Raw genomic sequence first — 23828 nt, 5'->3', positions numbered from 1 at the left:
ACTTTTATTTTGATGATTTTTGATTCAGTTAATATACATTAATTTTGGGAATAGATTTAGATGACCAGAAAAAATATCGCTGGAACTAGGAATTGCTGTTCAAATATTAGCTAGTTCCAGCAATATTTAAGCATTTAGCATTCAGCAGTCAGCTATCAGCTTTATAGAATTAAAAGTATGGGTAAAGCCCATCACTTAAACTTAGGGGTCTATCGAACCATATCTACAATTTCCCTCCATAGAGTTGAAAATGTAGTATAAGTCAAACAAATGCTTGCTTCATGCATTAAATAAAAAGCTGAATGCGAGCGCATTTTGTAGGAAATGCTTACTTGAATACTAATTCTTTTGAAAATAGTTATAATACCAAATTTTCAAAAATGTAGTTACATTTTAATTAGCGATTTATTCCTACAATAAAAAAATATAAATTCCATAAATTATAAAAATTAAACCTTTTTTCTTCTTTTTTATTATGTTTTTATTTCCCTATTCCCAGTTCTAGTTTCCCTGTCACCTATGTCGTGACTGTAGCAATATTTTATGGAGTTGGTATAAGTGTAACGAGCCATAAGACATTAAATTATACCAAAATATAAGGATTAGAAGTTTCAAAAAATTTACAAAAATAGTGTAGTTATGATTTGGCAATTAATACAAAACATATTTTCCCCAGAACAATTAATGCCCTATGGACAATGCTATCTTTGGAAATCAGGCTTAATTTTGCTACACGCTACCTCAAACGCATTAACAGCAATAGCTTACTACTCCATATCATTCATGTTAATGTACTTTGTCCGTCAACGAAAGGATATACCCTTTAAACGGATCTTCTGGATGTTTGGGGCTTTTATTGCTTCTTGTGGTACAGTCCATCTCCTGAAAGTTTGGACTTTGTGGCATCCCGCCTATTGGTTATTAGGAGGTCTCAAAGCAATAACAGTAATGATTTCCCTATACACAGCCCTGGAAATGTATTCTCTGATTCCCCAAGCATTAGAATTACCAAGCCCATCCAAATTAACAATAATTAACGAAACTTTAGAATCAGAAATTAAAGAACGCAAAGATATAGAAGAAGCACTACGAAAAAGTGAAAGTCAATATCGTGCCATAGTCCAAGACCAAACAGAATTGATTTGTCGTTTTTATCCAGAGGGAATTTTGAATTTTGTCAACGATGCTTACTGTCGCTATTTTGACACAACACCAGAACAGCTAATTGGGATAAGTTTTTATAAGTTTTTACCATCTTTCGAGGTTGTAAAGCTACAAAAACTATTAGATACTCTGACCCCAGAACAGCCAGCAATTATCAATGAACAAGTAATAGAAATGCCCAACGGAGAGTGGAGGTGGCACGAATGGACAAATCGAGCAATATTTGACGAAGACAATAACTTAGTAGAGTATCAAGCAGTGGGTCGAGATATTACAGCTATCCGAGAAAGCGAAAGACGCTTCCAGGCTGTTTTTAATCAAACATTTCAATTTATGGGACTTTTAAACCCAGACGGTACTATTTTAGAAGCTAATCAGACATTTTTAGATTTTACTGGTCTCAAACATGAAGAAATTGTCGGACATTTTTTTTGGCAAGTTAAATGGTGGTTAGCAGTGGATGATGAAGAACATCCTAGAAACAGAGAAACTAAACATAGACTTGCTAAAAAACAAATGAGAAAAGCGATCGCTAAAGCAGTCATAGGTGAATTTGTACGTTATGAAGTTATGGTAGTTGGTCAATATGAACAAACAATTACCATCGACTTTTCTCTCAAGCCAGTTTTTAACGAACTTGGACAGGTGATCCTATTAATTTCCGAAGGTCACGATATCACGGATAACAAACAGGTAGAAAAACAACTTTCTATTCTCAATGCTGAATTAGAAACACGAGTTACAGAGCAAACCTCCCAATTAAGACTGATTACTCAAGCTTGTAAAAATCGAATTAGACAGCAGCGAGCTGTGGCTCAAATTACTCAAAAAGCCTTATCAGGTAAAAATATTTCTCTACTGATGGATGAGATAGTACAAATAGTTGCTCAAATATTAGATGGAGAATACTGCAAGATTCTCCAACTGTTACCTGATAGCAATTCTTTACTATTACGAGCTGGTGTTGGTTGGCAAGAAGGACTTGTAGGTTTTGCGCTCGTAAGTGCTGGCAGTGAGACTCAAGCAGGTTATACCCTAAAATCATCTAAACCTGTAATTGTTCAAGACCTTCGTTTTGAAACCAGATTCAGAGCGCCAAAACTACTGCATGAACATGGAATTATTTCTGGAGTCAGCGTCATTATTCCTGGGGGTGAAAAACAAAAACCTTATGGGATACTAGCTATACATACTAAAATGAAGTGGTGGTTCACTCAGGATGATGTTTATTTTTTGCAGGCAGTAGCTAATATATTAGGTACAGCGATCGAACGACAAAAAACTCAGAATTCTCTGAGGTCTAGCGAGGAAAATTTCCGTCAAATTGCCGAAAATATCCGAGAGGTTTTTTGGATAACCACCCTTGACAAAAATGAGTCAATCTACGTCAGTCCCACTTATGAATATGTTTGGGGGCGCTCCATTACAAATTTAGACCAATGGCGAGAAACAGTTATAAATAGCATTCATCCATTAGACCGCGATAGTTTTGTTTTGGATGATGAAAAACAACGGCGTGGTGAGTTTACTGACGATGAGTATCGAATTGTACGGCCTGATGGTGAAATGCGCTGGATTTGGAGTCGTGCTTTTCCTGTACGCGATCGAACTGGAGAAATATACCGCACGGCTGGTATTTTTGAAGATATTACAGAACGCAAACAGATGGAGTTGGCTCTGTTTCAAGAAAAAGAACTAGCCGAAATTACATTAAAATCTATCGGTGATGGGGTGATTACTACTGATGACAAAGGTTATGTTGATTATCTGAATCCCATTGCTGAAAAACTTACTGGATGGGAGTTATCAGTAGCTAAAGGTTTGCCACTATCTGAGATTTTCCAAATTTTTGATGAGCAAGACCGCACACCAATGGAAAGTCCGGTAGATATAGTTTTCCGAGACGGGCAAATTGTCGAACTGGGAAATCATACTCTTTTGGTGGCTAGTGATGGTCAAGAATATGCAATAGAAGATTCTGCTGCTCCTATCAAAACAGAAGACGATCAAATCTTAGGAGCAGTGTTAGTATTTCGAGATGTGACAGACAAGCGCAAGTTGAGAAATCAAATATTTTGGCAAGCTCAACATGATTCTCTAACAGGGTTGTTAAACCGCAGAGAATTTGAGAAATATTTAGAAAATTCTTTGGAGGAAGTGAATCAAAACAATCAAGTACATACTCTTGCTTATATAGACTTAGATCGATTTAAAATTGTTAATGATACCTGTGGTCATAAAGCTGGGGATGAATTGTTGCGCCAGGTTACCACTCTATTACAATCTCAATGCCGTCAAGCAGATATTTTAGCTCGGATCGGTGGAGATGAATTTGCTTTGCTATTATTAAAGTGCGACATGGATAATGCTCAAAAAGTAGTGCAAAAGTTAATTGATAGTATTCAGGATTACAGATTTGTATGGGAGGATAAAACTTTTAATATTGGTGTTAGTATGGGTATGATTACTCTGAGTCAGGAAAATCTCAGTCAGGCAGGTGTGATCAATGATGTTAATTGGCTGCTCAGTGCTGCTGATGCTGCTTGTTATGTGGCCAAAAATAGAGGCCGAAATCGTTTTCAGGTTTACGAAACTGATGATTCAGATTTGAAGCAGCAAAAAAATACTGTACATTGGGTAACAAAAATTCATCAAGCTTGCGAACAAAATCTTTTCTGTTTGTATTATCAACCTGTTGCACCATTGGCAAATTCGCATCTGAATAATTTTTATTATGAGATACTTTTACGCTTAAGAGATGAAACAGATAACTTAATTCCGCCAATGGCCTTTCTTCCGGCAGCAGAAAGATATAATCTGATGCCAATGATTGACCGTTGGGTGATTCAAAACTTTTTTAGTTATTTGTCACAGCTCCAAGGTCAGTTGCAACCATCTTTTGAGGATCTTGATAATGAGAGATTGTTTGGGGAGTCAGATATAAGTAAAACAGATACTATTTATGCAATTAATCTTTCTGGTGAAACGGTTAATGACCAGGAATTTGTTACTTTTTTACAAGCAGAATTAGACAGGTTTAATATTTCTCCACAGATGATATGTTTTGAGATTACTGAGACAGTGGCGATCGCTAATCTATCTCAAGCAGCTAAATTAATTAAACAGCTTAAAGATTTGGGTTGTTGTTTTGCTCTAGATGACTTTGGTAGTGGAGTTTCTTCTTTTACTTATCTGAAAAATTTGCCTGTAGATTACTTAAAAATTGATGGTAGTTTTGTCAAGGATATTGTTAGCGACCCCTTAGATTATGCAATAGTTGAGGGAATGAATCGGATTGGCCATGTGATGGGTCTCAAAACGATTGCTGAGTTTGTGAGCAATCGTGATATCTTAGAGAAAATTAAGACTATAGGTGTAGACTATGGTCAAGGTTATGGAATTAGTTATCCACAACCCTTAGATTTGCCAGATGAGTCGTAGGGGAGATGGGGAGATGGGGGGATGGGGAGATGGGGAGATGGGGAGATGGGGGAGATGGGGAGATGGGGAGATGGGGAGATGGGGAGATTTAATATTGAAGTGTGGATAGAATTATAAACATATACTGTATAACCGGATTCTATATTAATATTCCCTGTTCCCTATTCCCTATTCCCTATTCCCTATAAACTTACCTTTTCATACCTTAATTCAGCAATACCAAAATTAGTAATAGATTCAGTCCGGAAATTAGTCAGAAAATGTGTAGCTCACTAAAAGACATAGGCGTGAAAATTCAAAATAAAATCAATTCTTATCCATAAATTACCAATTATTCCCCTCCTGGGAGGGGTTAGGGGTGGGTTCCCTGTTCCTTGTTCCCTGTTCCCTCTTTTGGTGGAGATGTCTAAAGAAAATAATCCCAGATATAGCAGAAGGCAGAAGGAAAAATCTGGCTTTGTCTGAATTTTAAGCTTTTGATATGTCCGCGCCCTTTGCTTCGACTGCTATATGATGACTAATATGGGCTGAGTCAAAATTTTGATGAAAGTCCATTGCTCAACTCTGAAATTAAGATTGAGAGAATTTCTGTTTTTTCCAAAACTGTAATCCAAAATACAAATTAGGAAAAATAGAATTATTGCTAGGAAAAAAAATTATACCATATCCTTTTTATCAAGATAAGTAAATGCTAAAGCAAAATATAACAAAAGTTTCTATACTGGTCGGCGTTTCTATAAGTGCTTTGTTACTAGGAGTGTTTCTACCAGAACTGACAAACCATAACAAAAGTATCTCTCAAAACCCAACCCAAAATCAGCAGCTCAACCCAGAGCTAGATGTAACAAATTTTGTGTCATATCCACCCCAGCAACGAAGGAATAAACTCGAAACTGCTATAAAGAAAGGAAAATCTCTAAATAGCAGTAGAGCACGTTATATTCTGGCCAATGATTTAATGCAACAGGGAGAGGTAGAGTCGGCGATCGCTCAACTTAAGAATTTAGACCAAGAATATACAGTTCTAGCACCCTATGTCATCTTAAAACGGGCACAAGCTTATGAATTAACTGGGGACACTGAAAAAGCACAACAAGCTTGGTCAGAATTATTAGCAACCTATCCAGAAGAACCAGTTGTAGCAGAAGCTTTGTATGTTCTAGGAAAACAAAATCCGGAATATTGGGATGAGGCGATCGCTAAATTTCCAGGTCATCCCACTACAGTGAAAATTGCTCAAGAAAGACTGAAGCAAAATCCTAATCAACCTCAGTTGTTATTGCTCATTGCTAAATATGCTTTTCATGTGCCGGAATATGGAACAGTATTGGAGCAACTCAGAACAAAATATGCCTCCCAGTTAACTCCTGAAGATTGGGAAATGATTGCTTTTGGATATTGGGAAAAGCAGGATTATTTTAAAGGTGGCCTGGCATATCAGAAAGCAACCAAGACCCCCAAAAATTTATATCGTTATGCCAGGGGTTTATGGTTAGGGAGAAAAACCAAGGAGTCCCGCGAAGCCTACAAAGCCTTAATTAATCAGTTTCCCAATGGGGGAGAAGATACAGCTTTGGGTTTGATCCGTCTGTCGAGACTGGTCGATCCAAAAGAAGCCATACCCTATCTTGACAGAGTAATTGCTAATTTTCCTAGCCATGCTGCTGAAGCTATGCTCGACAAGTCTAAGTTACTCGATCGACTGGACTCTGCTAAGTCAGCTTCACAGGTACGTCAACAGTTGTTGAGTAAGTATAAGAATTCTGAGGCGGCTGCTGAATTACGGTGGGAGTTGGCCGAAAAAGCTGCTGAGGGGGGCAATTTACAAGTAGCTTGGAAGTGGGCACAAGAGTTGACTGCGAATAATCCTGATAGTGAGTTAGCACCACAAGCAGGTTTCTGGGTAGGTAAGTGGGCACAACAACTTGGGCAAACAGAGGATGCTAAAAAGGCTTTTGAATTTATGATTTTACGTTATCCCCACTCTTATTATGCTTGGCGATCAGCGGTGATGTTGGATTGGCCTGTGGGTGATTTTACTACCATTCGTTCTCTATCTCCAAAGGTTGTACATACTAAACAGCGAGACCCATTGCCTTTTGGTTCTGACACGTTGCGAGAACTATATCAGATCGGTCAAGACCGGGATGCTTGGAAACAATGGCAGGTAGAATTTGAAGATAGGATGAGTCCAACTGTTGCTCAACAGTATACTGATGGTGTGTTAAGGATTGGTATAGGAGATAATTTAGATGGTATTTGGATGCTTACTAGCTTGAGCAGACGGGAAAAACCAGAGGAGATAGCTGAGTATAAAGCATTGAAGGAAAAGCCTACTTATTGGCAAACTTTGTATCCTTTTCCTTATTTGGAAACTGTTGTGAAATGGTCTAACAAACGAGAGTTAAATACTGTGTTGGTTACTGCTTTAATTCGTCAAGAATCTCGTTTTATGCCGAAGATAAAATCGGTAGTTGGTGCTACGGGGTTAATGCAAGTTATGCCAGAAACGGGAAAGGAGGTAGCTAAGAAAATTAATCTTGCGAATTATGATTTAGAGAATGTGAATGATAATGTAAATTTGGGTACTTATTACTTGGGTTTTACTCATAAAGAGTACAAGGATAATTCGATGTTAGCAGTGGCGAGTTATAATGCTGGACCGAATGCTGTGAGTGGTTGGTTAAAGCGGTTTGGGTTTGATGATGCTGATGCTTTTGTGGAGAAAATTCCTTATCCTGAAACTAGGGGTTATGTGGAGTCTGTCTTTGAAAATTATTGGAATTATTTGCAAATTTATAATCCTGAAGTTGCTCAGTTAATGGAGAGACATTACGCTAAACATCAGAAATAAGGAGTCAGGAGTCATGTCAAATAGGGTGGGGAGATGGGGAGATGGGGAGATGGGGAGATGGGGAGATTCTCTAGTAGTGGCGTGACACACCTAAAATATTGCAATATGTAGATGCGGGTTCCACGTTAAATTAATGGCGTTACAAATGATTAGATGAACCCGCCCCCAACCCAATAATAACGCACTTACAGCAGGTTCGGTGATTAATGTGTTCAATAATGGATAATTGATAATTGATAATTACCTCTCCCTAAAAGGAAGAGGATTAAATAAAAGGAAAATTTTTTCTCTCTTGGTCGATTGGATATGGCGCAGGTGTCCTCGCCATCCCACCCTACGGGAAGCTGCGCTACGACCGCTTGTTTCTCCTTTAAAGGAGATAATTTTTACCTTAATTATATCATGTCCGAACGCAATCGTTTGTGTAAACCCAAGGGTGAATATCTACAGGAAATTTAGATTTTTTTCTTGCGAGGGTAGCTTTCTTCCCTCTTCTTCCCTCTTCCCTCTTCCTTCTTCCTTACCTTTGCTATACAATACCGATGCTACCGGACATGATATTATTCGGTAAAATTGACAAGCCAAAAATATTTAGCTTGTTCCCTATCTTGCTCCCCATTTTTCCTACTCCCTACTCCCTACTCCCTACTCCCTACTCCCTACTCCCTAAAACTAAATATGAAACATCAAGAATTACCAATTATTGGCTGGCGGGAATGGATAGCATTACCCGAAATTGGCATTACTAAAATCAAGGCAAAAATCGATACTGGCGCTCGTACCTCTAGTTTACACGCTTTTGATATTGAGACTTTTGAAATCGATGGTAAACCAAGAGTAAAATTTAAAATTCATCCCAAACAACGAGATACGAATCAAATAGTAATTGCTGAAGCAGAATTAATAGATGAACGTCATGTTCGTAGTTCTAGTGGACAAGCAGAATTACGCCCTGTGATTCTCACAGAAGTAAATTTAATGCAAGAAAAATGGCAAGTTGAGTTAACATTAACTAATCGGGAATTAATGGGATTTAGAATGTTATTAGGGCGACAAGCTGTGCGAGGAATTTTCTTAATTGACCCAAGCAAATCCTATTTAGGTAAAAAGGCAAAAAAAATGTCAAAAATCAGGTAAATAAATTGTAGAAAACAATCAAATGAAAATCGCTATCTTATCAACTGAACCAACTCTTTATTCGACTAGAAAATTGCTAGAAGCAGGGGAAAAAAAAGGTCACGAAGTGCAAGTTATTGATTACTTGCGCTGTTATATGAATATTACTTCTATGAAGCCTCAAGTTATTTACAAAGGTGAACCTTTGGAAGGATTTGATGCTATAATTCCTCGCATTGGTGCTTCTAAAACATTTTATGGGACTGCTGTAGTTAGACAGTTTGAAATGATGGGAGTTTTTACCCCAAATCCTTCTCAAGCCATTTCTCGGTCTCGCGATAAATTACATTGTTTGCAATTATTAGCTAGAGACGGAATTGGATTACCTGTAACTGGGTTTGCTAATTCCACTAAAGATATTGATGGTTTAATTAATACTGTGGGAGGCGCTCCTTTAGTAATTAAACTATTAGAAGGCACTCAAGGAATAGGAGTAGTTTTAACAGAAACTTATCAAGCTGCTAAGTCAGTTATTGAAGCTTTTCGTGGCTTGGATGCTAATATTTTAGTTCAAGAATTTATTCAAGAAGCAGATGGTGCAGACCTGCGATGTTTTGTAGTAGGAGATAAAGTAATAGCATCTATGAAAAGACAGGGAGCTGAGGGTGAGTTTCGCTCTAACTTGCACCGGGGTGGTAAAGCAGAAAAAATTAAATTAACTCCTGAAGAACGTTCAACTGCTGTGCGTTCAGCTAAAGCAATGGGGTTGAGAGTTGCTGGAGTAGATTTGTTACGCTCTAATCATGGCCCTGTGGTGATGGAGGTGAATTCTTCTCCTGGTTTAGAAGGAATAGAAACAGCTACAGGAGTAGATGTTTCTGGCAAGATAATTGAGTTTTTAGAGAAGAATGCAGAAAAAAGGTTCAACAATTAATAATTAATAATTAATAATTAAGGAGAGGCTTTAAACCTTAATTATTCGGTAATAACAAAAATCTTGTAGCCCACATTCCCCACGTCAAGAGCGTAACATTAAAAGTAGTATACAATTTCTATTATTGGTAAATATTTATACTGTATAAATTACTTCTCAAAAGTCAAATTTTCAGTTAAATATTAAGCATAAATACTTATATCATGTTCGGATAATCAGTTATAAAAAAAACTTCTGGCCTTGAACCAATATTCTCTACTGCCTCCAGCCTTCCCCTCCTGGGAGGGGTTAGGGGTGGGTTGCCTTCTGCCTTCCTTCCTCCAAAGTGTAAGTATTCAACCGAACATGATATTACTGAATTATTGACTCCTATTGACCACTATAATTTTCTTCTTATATCAAATCCGTTTAATTCGGCACGTAAAAAATGTTTCATCTTCAACGATTACCAAATATTTCTCCATCCCCCCATCCCCCCATCTCCCCATCCCCCCATCCCCCATCCCCCATCTAATTACACCGATGCTACCGGATTTGATATTACTTTTAACTTTTAACTTTTGACTTTTAACTTTTAACTTTTGACTTATATTTTTATGCTACATTTTGTCGTGTGGAATGTAGGTTGTAGGGGCGTTTTGCTCCACAACATATAAAGCGGAGAAGCTCTCTAGGTTAGCATAAGGTCATTTGCTCTTACTGTAGTCTACCAAAATGAAAACTGCTGTAAAACTCAGACAACAGATTTTTCCTTCTTCCTTCTTCCTTCTTCCCCCTTCCTTCTTCCTTCTTCCCCCTTCCTTCTTCCTTCTTCCTCCTGCTATATAGGCAAAATTTTTCCCTGATGCACTAATTCGTAAAATGCCTGTGCAGAAATAGGAGGACTAAAAAGATAACCCTGAATCATATCACAATGGTGTTTTTGCAAGAATGCTAGTTCTTCTTCTGTTTCCACTCCTTCTGCTACAACAGTAAGCTCTAGTTGACGTGCCATCTGAATCATTGCAATCACAATAGCTCTGTTCTTAGAATGCTTGTGAATATTGGATAAAAATGAACGGTCGAGCTTCAGAGTATCAAAAGGAAATCTGTAGAGATAGCTCAAAGACGAATAACCAGTGCCAAAATCATCGATCGCTAGATTCAGTCCTAGAGTTTTGAAAGCTTCTAGCTGTTGCTGGGCTAAATCGATATCTTCCACTAAAGCACTTTCAGTCAACTCCAATTCTATAAAATTAGCACTGAGTTGGTGATTTAGTAATATTTTGGAAAACTTATGCTGTAACAGAGGTTGTCGAAGTTGATAACTTGAAATGTTAACAGCTACTTTAAAGTCTTTGAGCAGCTCATCTTCTTTCCATACTTGGAGTTGTTTGCAGGCATTTTCTAATACCCATTCCCCAATAGTTTCAATCAAACCAGTAGCTTCTGCTAGAGGAATAAATCTTGCTGGAGATATGAAACCTGACTGTGGGTGCTGCCAACGCAAGAGAGCTTCAGCACCAGAAATTTTACCTGTTTTTAGGTCTACTTTCGGTTGATAATAAAGCTGCAGTTGTTCGCGGTCGATCGCATAATGTAAATCTGTTTCTAGAGCTAACAAGTTAGTATTGTTGGTTTTACCCTGTGAGCTATGGAATTGATGACGGTTTCCTCCTTGATCTTGGGCTTTTTGCATGACTAAATGACAATCTTGTAATAAAGAAAGAAAACTGTTGCTGTCACGAGGATAGAGCGCTCCACCAAGGCTGGCTGTGAGAAAAACTTCTCGCTCTCCAATAATATAAGAATCGGCGACCGTTTTTAATACGCATTTAGCAATTTCGCTAGCTTGACCTAAATACTCAACAGGCTCCAAAATTAGGATAAACTCATTAATATCTGTACGGGCAACAACATTATTTTTTCCTACTACCTCAACAATTCGCTTGGCCACAGCTTGCAACAAATAGTCAGTTTCTTGATGATCCATGTATTGGTAGATTCGATAGAAGCGATCGATACTCAGACAAAATACTGGTATGTAGAGAGATTGGTGTAAATGAGAGCGGTCGTTCACTACTGGGTTTGATAATGTATCTACTATCTCTTCAAACATACTTTGCAAAACTTTCCTAGTGGGTAGGTTGGTCAGTGGATCATACTTGTGCAAACGCTCTAACTTTTGGTAAGCATCTTCAAGTTTACCAGTATATTCTGCTTTGGTAGCAACAACTGACTGGTGTTTTTGCAATGTCATCTCTATAGTAGTTTTTAAGTTTGCGATTTGAAAAGGTTTGATGAGATAACCATAGGGGTGTGTATGTTTTGCTCGTTCGATGGTATCATCGTCATCATAGGCTGTAGTAAAAATTACTGGAGACTGGAATTGTTGGTATATTTTTGCTGCTGCTGTAATTCCGTCAATCTCGCCTTGAAGCATGATATCCATGAGGATCACATCTGGATTTGTTTTCGCAACCTGTTGTATTACTTCTTCTCCAGAGTGAACAACTCCGACAATTTCATAGCCTAGTTTTTGTAAAACCATTTTTAGGTTTTCTGCTACAATTAACTCATCTTCAACAATCAGAATTCTAGTAGTTGCAGTGTGGTTAACTCGATCATTTTTTGCATAAGGGCTAGTGATTTTCATTGTAATATCTCCAAAGATAATATATATTATAATTTTTTTGACATTTTAAAACCTTTGTTTATACTTTAATTCTGAGAAAATCAAACTAATAGATGTGCCCTCAGAAGTATCAACAGTAATAGTTCCATTTAACTGTTTCGCCAAAATACGGACGAGTTTTAAACCCAGAGAATTAGAAGTTTCCCAATTAACTGTCGAAGGTATTCCAATACCATTATCACATACTTCCAAGACGAATTTTTCATTGATATCTTTAAACATCACGATCCGAACTTCTCCTAATCTTAGATCGGGAAAACCGTGTTTAAAAGCATTCATCAGAAGTTCATTAATCAGTAACCCGCAAGGAACAGCTGTTTCTAAATTGAGTAATATTGGTTCGACTTTAATAATAGGATTTACTCTGTTATGGTTGCTTTGACAATAAAAAAAGATATTGTTGACTAACTGCTTGATGTATTCTCCAAAATCTACCTTTCCAAAATGATTACCTTTGTAAAGCTGTTCGTGAATTAGTCCCATAGTTTGAATGCGTTTTTTAGCATCATTAAATAGGTGAAGCGAAATGTCATCAGTAATTGAGTAGGATTGCAAATCTAATAAATTAGAGATAATATTGAGGTTATTTTTAACGCGATGATGAATCTCTTTAAGTAATATTTCTTTTTCTGCTAAAGATTGCTTGATTTGCTCCTCAGCTTGTTTCCGTTCGGTGATATCTCGCACAATCATTAATACTTCCTCTTCTCCATTGCCAACGATGCGGAGTTCTTCGTAACGTACCTCACCATCTCTGAGAATTTGTCGTTCATAAACTTGTAGTTTGCCTGTGAGTATTGCTTGATTGATATAGTAAAGCTCTTGCTCTAATAAATTTATTGGTAAAGGTTCATCATTAGAGGTAAAATCTACCATATCAATATTTTCAGGAGGAATAAAATCTAAACAAGTGCCATCTCGCTGCACGCGCATAATTAAATCTGGAATTGCCTCTAACATTGCCCGGTTACGGGTTTCGCTCTGCTGAAGCGCTTTTTGTGCTAACTGATGAGCGCGCTCTGCTTCAACTCGCTCACTTGCTTCTAGTGCTAGGGCTACAAAATCTGCTAGAGTAGCAATAAAATTTTGTTCCTCTAGAGTCCAGGTACGGGGAGTACCAATATGCTCTAGACGAATGACCCCAATGACTTTTCCTCCAGAATAAATCAAAGCATCTAACATGGAAGTGATGCCAAGTGGTATCAGATATTCCTGAAGCAAATCTTTGACTCTTGGATCGGAATGTACGTTGTCAATCACCAGTACCCGATTATTTTTCCAAGCTTGGAAGTAGCTTGGATAGTCAGCAGCTAGCAATTCTATTTGTTGAGTATGTTCGTCTGTTGTAAGTCTGTAAAAATCAACACATTGAATGAGAGTGTGAGCATCATCTAGCAACCAAATACCTACTTGTTTAACTTCCAATGTTTGCGATACGACTTCATTGATTTTTTGGCAAGCTGCTAAGAAATCTCCTTGAGTTAATACCTTATTTTTAGATAACTCGATCAGAGACTGATTATGAGCAATTAACTGTCTGCGACTCCTTTGCAGTTGTTCAGTGCGTTCATCAACTTGTTTTTCTAAGCTCTGATTCATTACTACCCATGCTTCAAAAGCAGTTGTTAACTGAGCAGCCATTAGATTAAAAGCGATCGCTAGTTCGTCTAGTTCGCGAATATTTGGTAGCCAAGGAGCAAGACTTTTTAATGGCACTTTCTGGTCTAAATTTCCATACGCAACAGATAGAGATGCTTGATGAACGCTGAGAATAGGAGTAGTAAGCCAACGTGCAATCTTGATGGCTAATGGTATTGCTAGTATGAATGCTATGAAAGAAACTAGGATAATGATTTTCAGCCTGGCATAAACACCTGCCATTAAGTATGACTCCGGTGTTGCTACAACTACCACCCAGTCCAGACCTAAATTGTCTCCCCAACTTGAAACATGAACAAAATATTGCTTGCCTAGTAATTTAGTATGAAAATGTTGCTCTGACTCAATTTTCTGTAGGTTTTCAAGCTCTTGCTGCAAATATTGAGCAGTTGCTTGAGTCAGGGGATCGGGACTATTAACTGCTGCTAACCGTTTTGCTTTACCATTGACAACTTCAAAAGAAGGTAATTTTGAGGAACTGGCAACCAACATTCCTGAGCGCTCCATAATCATCACTACTTCAGATTGACTAATTTTTAACTTCTGTAGGAAATTGGAAAGATCGGAAATCCCTTGATCTACTCCCAAAACACCAAGTAATTTTTGGTTGTCGTCATAGATGGGGTAACTCGCAGAAATTGCTAAGGCATTAGTTATTCCATCGCACAGATAAATGTCGCTCCAGATAGCTTTACCTGCTTTAATTGGCTGAGTATACCAGTGTTCTGTTTTGTAATTGTAGGCATAAGTTCTGCGAACATTTCCCAGATTTCCTTCTGAGTCAACAGCATATTCATATACGATTTGAGGATGGGAGCGATTTGTAATATCAATACTTATATAATTCTTGGCTGTTATACCAGCACCCACAAATTCTCCGTCCTCATTAGCAAAGTTAATATAGCTGACATCAAATATCTGGCTTTGCTGGAGGAATAAACGCCCTGTTGTTTCTAGATCGGATAAATCCAACAAACCTAATTTCACAGCATTGTGGTTCATCTGGTTAATCAAAAGAGGTTGACGCAGATAATTTTCTAGTAAATTAGTAACATTATTGATAATTTCTTTATGGAGATTTCTTGCTAGGTTATAGCTAGTTCGATGCCCATTCCAAACTGTTACAAATATCAGTAGTAACATTACTGTTGATATTTGTAACATAAAAAATCACTAAAAACTACACAGAGAAATTTTGCCGGAAAGACTTTGGACATAATTAGAACGTTGTCGCCTCCAAAAACAAACTACCCTGATTATTAAATTATGCACGAGAATTTTTAACATGAATAAAACTTCCTGTTATCTAAAAGCAATCTCTTTAGATTCTATTTGAATTCATTAAGGCTGCTTATATAGCTTGACTCAAAGATTGTCTAATATCATGTCCGGATAAGAGCGATCTGGAAAAAACTTATCACGAGTGCTTAAACAGTAAATCTTTCTATTTTCCCCTCCACGGGAGGGGTTAGGGGTGGGTTCCCTACTCCCCTACTCCCGGTACGGACGCCGCTTATGCAACGTCCCTACCCGCTCCCTTACTATTTTAATAATAAGTATTCAACCGGACATGATATAAGCGGTCAGATCCCGTGGGGCGCGTCAGACGCAAGGGAATGTTGACCAAGAGATCGGAATTTCAATGATAAATTCTGTCCCTTCTTCTGATTCAGTGTTACATATTAGGTTTCCTCCATGATGTTTGACGACAATTTGGTAGCTAATTGACAATCCTAATCCTGTTCCCTTGCCAGGATCTTTGGTAGTAAAAAATGGGTCAAATAACTTAGACTGAATATTTGACGTAATTCCAGAACCATTGTCAACTATCCTAATGGCGACCCAATCTTCTCTTACTATTGTAGTGTTAATACTAATTTTACCCGTATATGTTTCCCCTGCCATTGCCTGCTGTTGATTTCGTTCTTCCACCGCATCAATAGCATTGCTGATAATATTCATAAATACCTGATTGAGTTCGCCAGCATAGCAGTTAATCAGAGGTAGCTGGCCATAGTCTTTGATTACCTCAATTTCTGAAGCACCTGGTTTTGCCCTCAGACGGTTCTCGAGGATAGTGAGGGTACTATCAATACTTTCATGGATATTCACTTCTTTAAATTGTGCTTCGTCTAGGCGAGAGAAAGTCCGCAAAGATTTGACGATTTGAGTAATGCGATCGGTTCCCATCCGCATTGACTTAAATAACTTATCCAAATCTTCTCGGAGAAAGTCTAAATCTAACTCCTCTAGCATTTCAGTAAGATCCTCTGGAGAGTCAGGGAAGTGTTGTTGGTAGAGTTCTATCAACTTTAACAAGTCTTGAGTATATTCGGTAGCATGAATTAAATTACCGTGAATAAAACTGACTGGATTATTAATTTCGTGAGCTACCCCTGCAACCATTTGCCCAAGACTAGACATTTTTTCACTCTGCACTATCTGAGCTTGGGTGAGTCGCAACTTCCGTAAAGTAGTTTCTAATTCATGCGTGCGTTTTTGCAGTTGTAATTCTGCTTCAACTCGCTCCCTTGCTTCTAGTGCTAAGGAAAGTAAATCTGCTAAAGCACTAGCAAAATTTTGTTCTTCTAAACTCCAGTTACGAGCAATACCGATATGCTCCAAGCACATTACTCCAATCATTTTTCCACGAAAATAGATTACCGCATCCAACATGGAAGTGATACCAAAGGGTTTTAAGTATTCTTCCAGTAGTTCTTCTATTCTTGGATCTGAGGACACATCATTACTAACTATCAGATGAGAATTTTCCCAACACTTAAAGTAATTTGGGTAATTAGTAACTTTGAGTTCCCCTCCCTGAGTATGTTCGTCTGTGGTCAAATTGTAAGAATCAACACATTCGATCCTAGTATGATTTTCATCTAGCAGCCAAATACTAACTTGTTTGACTTCCAATGTTTGAGAAACTACTTGGTTGACTATCTGGCAAGCTAGCAGGAAATCTCCTTGAGTTAATATCTTATTTTTAGAAAGCTCCACCAGTATTTTATTATGGGCAATTAACTGGCTGCGACTATGTTGTAATTCAGCAGTGAGTTTTTGGAGTGATAGAGCTGTTTGTCGAGTATCAGTGTAGAGTTTGGCTTGGTTAATGGCAATTGCAAGTTGCTCAACTATTTCCTGTAGCAGTATTACTTCTTCTTGCTGCCAATGGTGTACTTGACTACTATAACTACAACTCAACACTCCCACTACTTCAGAGGAGGTGTCTATTGTTAATCCGATAAAAGACTTACATTTTTGAACAGCTAACAATTTTTTGAGTTCTAAATCTTTTAGGGTACTAACTCGATTTATTTTGATAGTTTTCCCCTCTAAAAAGCGATCGTATAATTTGCCTACACTTTCTCTGGAATAACAATTAATGGCACTGACTAATTCAGGATTTTTAGCTTCTGTCACTATTTCCCAGAATGGCTGTACAGTTGTAGTACTATACAAGGCAAAAGTACAGCGTTCAATGTTGAGTAAAGAATGAATCTCACTCACCGCTGTTTCTAAAATAGTGTTGATATCGAGAGAGTGAAGAATTTGGCTAGCAATACGATTTTTGAGCCATTCGCGCTCTTGAGCTTCCAGGAATTTAAGCTTGGTTTTCTCTAATTCAGCATTTGCCAGTTGATTTTTTCTCCGTACTATTGTCACCACAGCAACACTTACAGCAAGCAAACCATTGAAAAACAGATACAACCAGAGGAAATTTATCCACATTCCATCTGATTTAGCGGACAATACTTCTGGAGAAATATAGGAAACTATTTTCCAACCGTAGCTATCTATGGCGTTTTTGGATAGGGTAATTTTGGGAATGTTTACTTGAGTTAAGTTTTTAGGTATATTCTGAGGATCGAAGGTGGTAAAACTAAATAATCCCTCCTTAGTTTGTATTTGTCCTGAATCTTTGAGAGATATATCTTGCCATGCTTCGGGAAACTGACGCTCAAATGTTTGTTGCCTGCGGTCGGGTAGCATGAAACCCCATTCTTTTTCTGGCTCTTCTGGGTTGATTAACCAAAATCCAGCCCTATTCAGTAGCATTGACTGGCCTAAAGTCCTATAACTTTTTTGGGTTAGTTGTTGATCTAGGTGTTCTCCCATGTAGTTGCTTACTACAATCCCTTGTAGCTGATTTTGACTATTGTATATAGGTGCAGCTAATCGTATAGATGGTTTTAATGGTCGCTCAATTTTTCCTTGTTCTTGGTTTAAGTCAAATACCGAGATGTAAATACTATCTTTTGGCATAGCGACCGCTGTTTTGAAATAATCCCTATCTGCTTTATTTTGCAGTAAGTTTTGGGGAACAAGTTCAACTTTTCCATTTTCATAATTAACTCTCAGTATTTCCTGACCTGTAGTATCAAGTAGTCGAACTTGGTCATAAATTTGCTGATATTTGGCAAATGCTATAAAATGTTCTTCTATATGCTCTAAATGTGAGTGTTGTATTTGAGAATTATCTTTTTATCAGCAAAATATTCTCCTATGTCTGGTAGTTGAGATAAACTTTGCACATCTAAAATTAAGGACACAAATAAGTTTTTTATGAGGGTTTTTTTTACTTGTAAAACTCGCTTTTCTTCTATTTTTATGGCTTGTTTTTTACTGTTCAATTCTATGTAGTAGCTGTTAGCAAGAATACCACCGATGAGAATAGACATCGGAAAAAATGTCAGTGTAAATTGTTTGGCGATCGCACGACGATTTTGCCTTAATGATAGAAATTTTAATACTCGATCTTTATATTGATTAAATTGTATTTTCTGAAAAATAACTAAGTCAAAAATATTTTTACAGCCAAAAAAACGCAAAAATAATATATATCATAGTTATAAAATCCTCTAAGTGAATTTTTATACTATAATTATATAATATCCATAATCATCTGTGTCACCTTCAATCTGTTTCAGTAATTTCAACTAAATTGCATAGCTAGTTCAACTGGGCGATCGCTACATGAAAATTTTGATATTATTTTTATATGTAAGAAAACTATGAATATAGGTAAAGTTTTTACGAAAAATAGAGATGATTTCTATAAATAAAAATTTAGCTTTTATATAAGATATTTTATTGATTAACATACTTATGATATTATAATTAAATAATAAAGTTGAGCAGGTAGAATAAATAAATATAGTAGTTTTCATATTTATGAAGTATTGTAACCAGCCATAAAAATTATATAGCGAGAAAAATAAGGAATAATCATATCATACTAAAAGGCAAATGTCAAATGAAATCATAAAAATTGTTTAATTTCTGTTCCCTATTTCCTGTATTCCTCCCAGAAACTATTTCCTATTTAATTAGACTCACCTACTTATATCTGATTACTCAAAAATTATATTTATAACAGTAAAATAGCACTTTTTTGACCAAAAAATAGCTTGGTTGAAATGGTATTTTCATCTTGAATACTTAAAAAAATTACATTTGATATTCTTAGCCATAAACTCAGTACAAAATGATCGAAATCGGTGGTTTAATTATTCCTCCAGCACAAAGACAACGCATAGAAATACCAGTAGCACGTCTACCTACTCAAACTTTAATTACTTTACCAGTTACAGTTATAAATGGTAGTCATACAGGGCCGATACTTTGGTTAAGTGCCGCTATTCATGGAGATGAAATTAATGGTGTAGAAATTATTCGTCAAGTATTACAAAAATTTCTCCATCTTTATTAAAAGGTACAATAATTGCAGTACCAATTGTTAATATATTTGGCTTCATAGAACAATCACGTTACTTACCAGACCGTCGTGACTTAAATCGTTCTTTTCCAGGTTCAAATAGAGGCTCCCTTGGCAGTCGTTTAGCTCATTTATTCATGGCAGAAATTGTTAGTAAATCTACTCATGGTATTGATTTACACACTGCTTCAGATCATCGCAAAAATTTACCACAAATTCGGGCAAACCTCCATGATAGTAGAACTTATGAATGTGCAAAAGCGTTTGCAGCACCAGTAACAATTCATTCCCAAACCAGAGATGGTTCTCTACGCCAAGCAGCGACAAAACGTGGCATTCCTGTTTTATTGTACGAAGCAGGAGAAGCATTACGCTTTGACGAAAATGCTATTAAAATAGGAGTAGAAGGAATTCTGCAGGTAATGGGAGCATTAAATATGTATCAACAAGAAACGTATATAGATCCACAACCTACTGTACAAATTTATGAGACTAAGTGGGTGAGAGCTTCTTGTAGTGGAATTTTGAGACTATATGTTAAATTAGGTCAGCAAGTAACAAAGAAGCAAGTTTTAGGTATAATTTCAGATGCTTTTGGAGAAAAAAATACTACGGTTAATGCTTCCTGTGCAGGAATAGTCATTGGTAGTTTACAAAATCCTCTGGTTAATCAAGGTGATGCGATCGTGCATATTGCTGTTTTATCTGCGATCAATCCGATAATTACAGAAAGTGGACAAGGAAGCAGAAACAAAGAGCATTCAAACTCATAATATTTAAGCTTTTTTCTCCGGCGTTGGTAAAGCGCGTGTATGATATTAATCGCGCATTACTTAGGAGTCAGGAGTCAGTAGGGGCGTTAACGATAGTTATGCGAAGCAAACGGCCGTTTGCTGGCGCAAAGCTGCCGCTAACGCCCGTACAGGAGTCAGGAGGGAAGAAAGAAGAAGAAAGAGGAATATAAGGAGAAAGTTTTTGGTCGTGTCAAGGTCACGGAGTTCTATAGGGCTCTTATCCCGACGTGATATCATACCTCAAATTACCAACGCCTTTTCTCCCAAGTTTCCCAAGTCTTCCTTGTCCTCCTGTTATATCATGTCCGGTTGAATAGTTACACTTTGGAGGAAGGAAGGCAGAAGGCAGAGGGCAGAAGGCAGAAGGGAAAGAAAGAAAGGTTTCAAGAGATAAGGTTTTTTATAACTAATTATCCGGACATGATATTAAGAGTTTATCCTCTCAGGAAGAAATCATCTTCACTAATAGATGCGGTATTCGTGAGATTAGCAAACTCACCACCACTGCCAAATTCTGCTGCTGTACCATTAGCATTGTAGAACAATTTACCGTTGTTGCTGTTATAAACAATGAATGCTTCTGAAGTTTCAGCCTCAGCATCACTGGTAACTATGGCAAATTCAGTATTGACACTAAAACCTGTTCCTGAGTCACTGGTAATTTCAGTAAACGTGCTTTTGTCTAGGAGAATAATATCTTGTCCCGGAACAAAGTCAGTAATGCTATCTACTCCGATAGTGCTATCGGTGATATTAGCTGTACCGAAAGAGTTTGAGATGCCTCCACCGTTCAAACTTGCTGAATTATCACTAATGGTGCTGTTACTGATACTGACAGTGCCAGATGAATTTAAGATGCCTCCACCAAGGGTATTACCAAAATTACCACTAATAGTGCTATCATTAATGCTAATTGTACCAGAGTTGTAGATTCCTCCACCATCGCTACCAGCTAAAAAACCACCGGTGATTTCTAAGTTCTCCAACTGTAGGGCAGCATCTTCCAAAACATGAAACACTCTGTCATTTATTCCAGTTGCACCACCAGCATCAATAACAGCTTTTTCCTCTCCCTGTGAAATAACTGTTATTTCTCCACCACCAGCAACAATATCTAAATCTCCTGTGGCAGCAGCATCTTCGTCACTCCCTGAGATAGTCAGATTATATGTTGCTCCTGCCGTCAGTTGAATAGTGTCATCTTCTGGGGTACTGTTAGCTTCAATAATTGCTTCGCGCAGAGAAGTCACTCCATCATTATTATCTACTACATCATCAGTAGTATCTACCACAATATTTGCCAATACCCCGGCATAACTCGCCCTAACTTCTGGGGTAAATGCCAATGCGGACTTAAGTTGACCAAATATTACCTCTAAATTCCAGTTACCACCTTTGTTAAAATTTCCAGTCAGTGTTTCCGAGGCAGCAATATTTGCTCCTGTGAGTTGATGCAGTTGTCGGACAAATTCTTTACCTTCCTTACCACTTGCCACCTGACAACCATAAATTAATATCTCCCCATCAGCAGATAAACATTTGCCCCACTGTTGAATACTCTCACTATATTGATTAATATTGTTTAAATTCAGGATACTGTTTCCTAGATACAAAACACCTTTTGCCGTTCTTAAAAACCTATGATTATCTGTAAAAATCTATGATTTTCTATAATAAATAATCTGTTCTATTCCTGCTTCAACCTGGCAACGTCGGCGTTATCCAGTCCACAGGCTGTCACGGTCGAACTGACCGCCATAGCTAAATTTAACGCTGCATTTAAGTCTCGATCACAGCTAAAATTGCAGTGTTCACAGTTGAAAACACGCTCCGATAAAGACAGAGACTCTTTAACAGTTCCACACCTACTGCAAGTTTTAGAACTAGGAAACCATCTATCAACAATGATTAAGGATGAACCATATAACTCACACTTGTACTCTAACTGTCTTCTGAATTCATAAAAACCCATGTCGCCAACAGCTGCCGCTAGCTTGTGATTTGCCATCATCCCTGATACATTAAGGTCCTCTATTACTATCTGGCTGTGGTTTTTAGCCAAATAGGTAGTTAGTTTATGCAATGTATCTTTCCTGATATTAGCTATTCTATTATGCAACGTCGCTATTTTTAGCTGCGCTTTTTTCCAGTTATTGGAAAACTTGGTTTTATGTCTGCTTAGGTATTGCAATCGTGATAATTTAGATTCTAACTTTTTGTAAGGTTTAGCACCATCGAATACTTCCCCTGTTGACAATGTTGCTAAAGTTTTTACTCCTAAATCTACACCAACTACATCTACAGACTTTTCCGTAATTTGAGGTATGGCTTCTACCTTGAAACTAACAAACCATTTATCTGCTGTTTTGCTAATAGTTACAGACGACAGAGTAACATTGCCTGGCAGTATTTCATAGGTTTTAATCCATCCAATTCGAGGTAGTTTGATACGATTAAAACCTACTGTGATTGAACCGTCTAGAGTAAAACTATTATCTCTGGCCTTTTTCTTGAATTTAGGTTGACCAGACACTTTGTTAAAGCAACGTTTCCAAGCTAGAGATAAATATCTTAAAGCATATTGAGGAGCGCACTTAGATACTTCATAATACCAGCAGTTTTTTGGTTTAACCATTGCTACCAAAAGCTTATGTAAGTCAATGGCAGTAGGAAACTTAAGTTTGCTGTCTGGATTATGGTGGTTATGATTCAATATATTTCTGGTTAGCCATAATCCCCAATTCCAAGCGTGACGGGCTACACCTGCGTGTTTAGCCAGTAATGTTTTTTGCTGTTTATTTGGGTGCAGTTCAGTTTGGAATCCTAGTAACATAAAACAGATAATCCCAGATTTTTATAGATTATACCAGATTTTAGCCAACAGTTACAAACCCCATGAGAAATAATATGAACTGTATCCACATCACAACATTCACCCAGACTTTTAGATATTTGGTCTATACCATTTTGATTGGGTTGTAGGATAACTACTTTTGTCTGAGGGTCAACCTGTGAGATGAGGTGATGGTAATTTTCTACCTTGGAGTCGATGAATAATATCATGTTCGATTAAATATTGATAGTAAAAAGTTCGTCCTTTGTAGGTTAGGTTAAGGAAGTGCCAAACCCAACATTAACAGACTATTGTTGGATTTCGCTGGAGTTCTCAAGCCTACCTACGGTATTATAACACTCTTATCCAAACTCGATCTAAGTAGGGTTTGCGCTCATAAATCTAAAAAACTTATACAGTAATGATTTCAGGGTTAAATATTGCTGAGGGGGTGCAAGGTTTTTGGCTCAATTAGCCTCAAAATGCTAATACTGTTCCTTGACGATGCCGAAAATTTGGCCGTAGCAGATAGTCTAAACTGTTGCCTGTTCCTCCCATCTCCGCGTCTGGTGCGTCTGGTGCGTCCCCGTTTCCTACCCCCACCAACCAATTTTTTCAGCCAACCCTAAGTAGCAGT

General features: G+C 37.5%; 12 protein-coding genes and 1 pseudogene. 5 read left to right on the top strand and 8 right to left on the bottom strand.

Going from position 1 to position 23828, the window contains the following annotated elements; genetic code table 11:
- Positions 1–639: 639 nt before the first annotated feature.
- The 4 genes from SAGCYANO_RS16365 (at position 640) to rimK (ending at position 9509) form a co-directional block, all read left to right on the top strand.
- Positions 640–4605, top strand: coding sequence for an EAL domain-containing protein (locus SAGCYANO_RS16365; RefSeq protein WP_202221055.1), 3966 nt, complete (start codon positions 640–642; stop codon positions 4603–4605).
- Positions 4606–5293: 688 nt separating this feature from the next.
- Positions 5294–7459 (top strand): transglycosylase SLT domain-containing protein, encoded by a 2166-nt coding sequence (locus SAGCYANO_RS16360; protein ID WP_202221054.1) that lies wholly within the window; start codon positions 5294–5296, stop codon positions 7457–7459.
- A gap of 678 nt (positions 7460–8137) precedes the next feature.
- The gene (locus tag SAGCYANO_RS16355) at positions 8138–8596 is read left to right on the top strand and encodes an ATP-dependent zinc protease (RefSeq protein ID WP_202221053.1); all 459 of its coding nucleotides are present in this window, start codon (positions 8138–8140) and stop codon (positions 8594–8596) included.
- 22 nt (positions 8597–8618) lie between these two features.
- On the top strand, positions 8619–9509 hold the full coding sequence (gene rimK, locus SAGCYANO_RS16350) for a 30S ribosomal protein S6--L-glutamate ligase (protein ID WP_202221052.1): 891 nt from the start codon (positions 8619–8621) through the stop codon (positions 9507–9509).
- Positions 9510–10329: 820 nt separating this feature from the next.
- Here the strand turns inward: rimK and SAGCYANO_RS16345 are convergent.
- From SAGCYANO_RS16345 to SAGCYANO_RS16330, 4 genes are all read right to left on the bottom strand, one after another.
- Positions 10330–12144, bottom strand: a complete 1815-nt coding sequence (locus tag SAGCYANO_RS16345) for an EAL domain-containing protein (protein ID WP_202221051.1) — start codon at positions 12142–12144, stop codon at positions 10330–10332.
- Between the two features lie 45 nt (positions 12145–12189).
- Positions 12190–15006: a histidine kinase dimerization/phosphoacceptor domain -containing protein gene (locus tag SAGCYANO_RS16340; RefSeq protein WP_202221050.1), complete on the bottom strand. Its 2817-nt coding sequence runs from the start codon at positions 15004–15006 to the stop codon at positions 12190–12192.
- Positions 15007–15444: 438 nt separating this feature from the next.
- Positions 15445–18111, bottom strand: a complete 2667-nt coding sequence (locus tag SAGCYANO_RS16335) for a GAF domain-containing protein (RefSeq protein ID WP_202221049.1) — start codon at positions 18109–18111, stop codon at positions 15445–15447.
- Between the two features lie 185 nt (positions 18112–18296).
- On the bottom strand, positions 18297–18677 hold the full coding sequence (locus SAGCYANO_RS16330; RefSeq protein WP_202221048.1) for a hypothetical protein: 381 nt from the start codon (positions 18675–18677) through the stop codon (positions 18297–18299).
- A 656-nt stretch (positions 18678–19333) separates the two neighbouring features.
- Here SAGCYANO_RS16330 and SAGCYANO_RS16325 point away from each other — a divergent pair.
- Positions 19334–20337 (top strand): annotated as a pseudogene (locus SAGCYANO_RS16325) (succinylglutamate desuccinylase/aspartoacylase family protein).
- A 455-nt stretch (positions 20338–20792) separates the two neighbouring features.
- Here the strand turns inward: SAGCYANO_RS16325 and SAGCYANO_RS16315 are convergent.
- The 4 genes from SAGCYANO_RS16315 to SAGCYANO_RS47620 form a co-directional block, all read right to left on the bottom strand.
- Positions 20793–21971, bottom strand: coding sequence for a DUF4347 domain-containing protein (locus tag SAGCYANO_RS16315; protein ID WP_202221046.1), 1179 nt, complete (start codon positions 21969–21971; stop codon positions 20793–20795).
- Between the two features lie 74 nt (positions 21972–22045).
- On the bottom strand, positions 22046–23191 hold the full coding sequence (locus SAGCYANO_RS16310) for an RNA-guided endonuclease TnpB family protein (RefSeq protein WP_202221045.1): 1146 nt from the start codon (positions 23189–23191) through the stop codon (positions 22046–22048).
- The gene (locus SAGCYANO_RS16305; RefSeq protein WP_202221044.1) at positions 23182–23421 is read right to left on the bottom strand and encodes a DUF4347 domain-containing protein; all 240 of its coding nucleotides are present in this window, start codon (positions 23419–23421) and stop codon (positions 23182–23184) included. The genes SAGCYANO_RS16310 and SAGCYANO_RS16305 overlap by 10 nt, the downstream gene beginning before the upstream one ends.
- Before the next feature lie 247 nt (positions 23422–23668).
- The gene (locus SAGCYANO_RS47620) at positions 23669–23794 is read right to left on the bottom strand and encodes a hypothetical protein (protein WP_255502572.1); all 126 of its coding nucleotides are present in this window, start codon (positions 23792–23794) and stop codon (positions 23669–23671) included.
- Between the last annotated feature and the right edge of the window lie 34 nt (positions 23795–23828).

This window comes from Okeania sp. KiyG1, from assembly GCF_014132355.1.
Taxonomy (GTDB): Bacteria; Cyanobacteriota; Cyanobacteriia; order Cyanobacteriales; family Microcoleaceae; genus Okeania.
The sequence above is the reverse complement of the archived record's forward strand: the minus strand, read 5'-3'. Positions and strand labels throughout refer to the sequence as shown.

Bases quoted from the DNA above. Each gene is read 5' to 3' on its own strand.
- SAGCYANO_RS16345 (WP_202221051.1), bottom strand. From the start codon at position 12,144: ATGAAAATCACTAGCCCTTATGCAAAAAATGATCGAGTTAACCACACT.
- SAGCYANO_RS16310 (WP_202221045.1), bottom strand. From the start codon at position 23,191: ATGTTACTAGGATTCCAAACTGAACTGCACCCAAATAAACAGCAAAAA.
- SAGCYANO_RS16355 (WP_202221053.1), top strand. From the start codon at position 8,138: ATGAAACATCAAGAATTACCAATTATTGGCTGGCGGGAATGGATAGCA.
- SAGCYANO_RS16360 (WP_202221054.1), top strand. From the start codon at position 5,294: ATGCTAAAGCAAAATATAACAAAAGTTTCTATACTGGTCGGCGTTTCT.
- SAGCYANO_RS16305 (WP_202221044.1), bottom strand. From the start codon at position 23,421: ATGATATTATTCATCGACTCCAAGGTAGAAAATTACCATCACCTCATC.
- SAGCYANO_RS16340 (WP_202221050.1), bottom strand. From the start codon at position 15,006: ATGTTACAAATATCAACAGTAATGTTACTACTGATATTTGTAACAGTT.
- SAGCYANO_RS16335 (WP_202221049.1), bottom strand. From the start codon at position 18,111: ATGCCAAAAGATAGTATTTACATCTCGGTATTTGACTTAAACCAAGAA.
- rimK (WP_202221052.1), top strand. From the start codon at position 8,619: ATGAAAATCGCTATCTTATCAACTGAACCAACTCTTTATTCGACTAGA.
- SAGCYANO_RS16365 (WP_202221055.1), top strand. From the start codon at position 640: ATGATTTGGCAATTAATACAAAACATATTTTCCCCAGAACAATTAATG.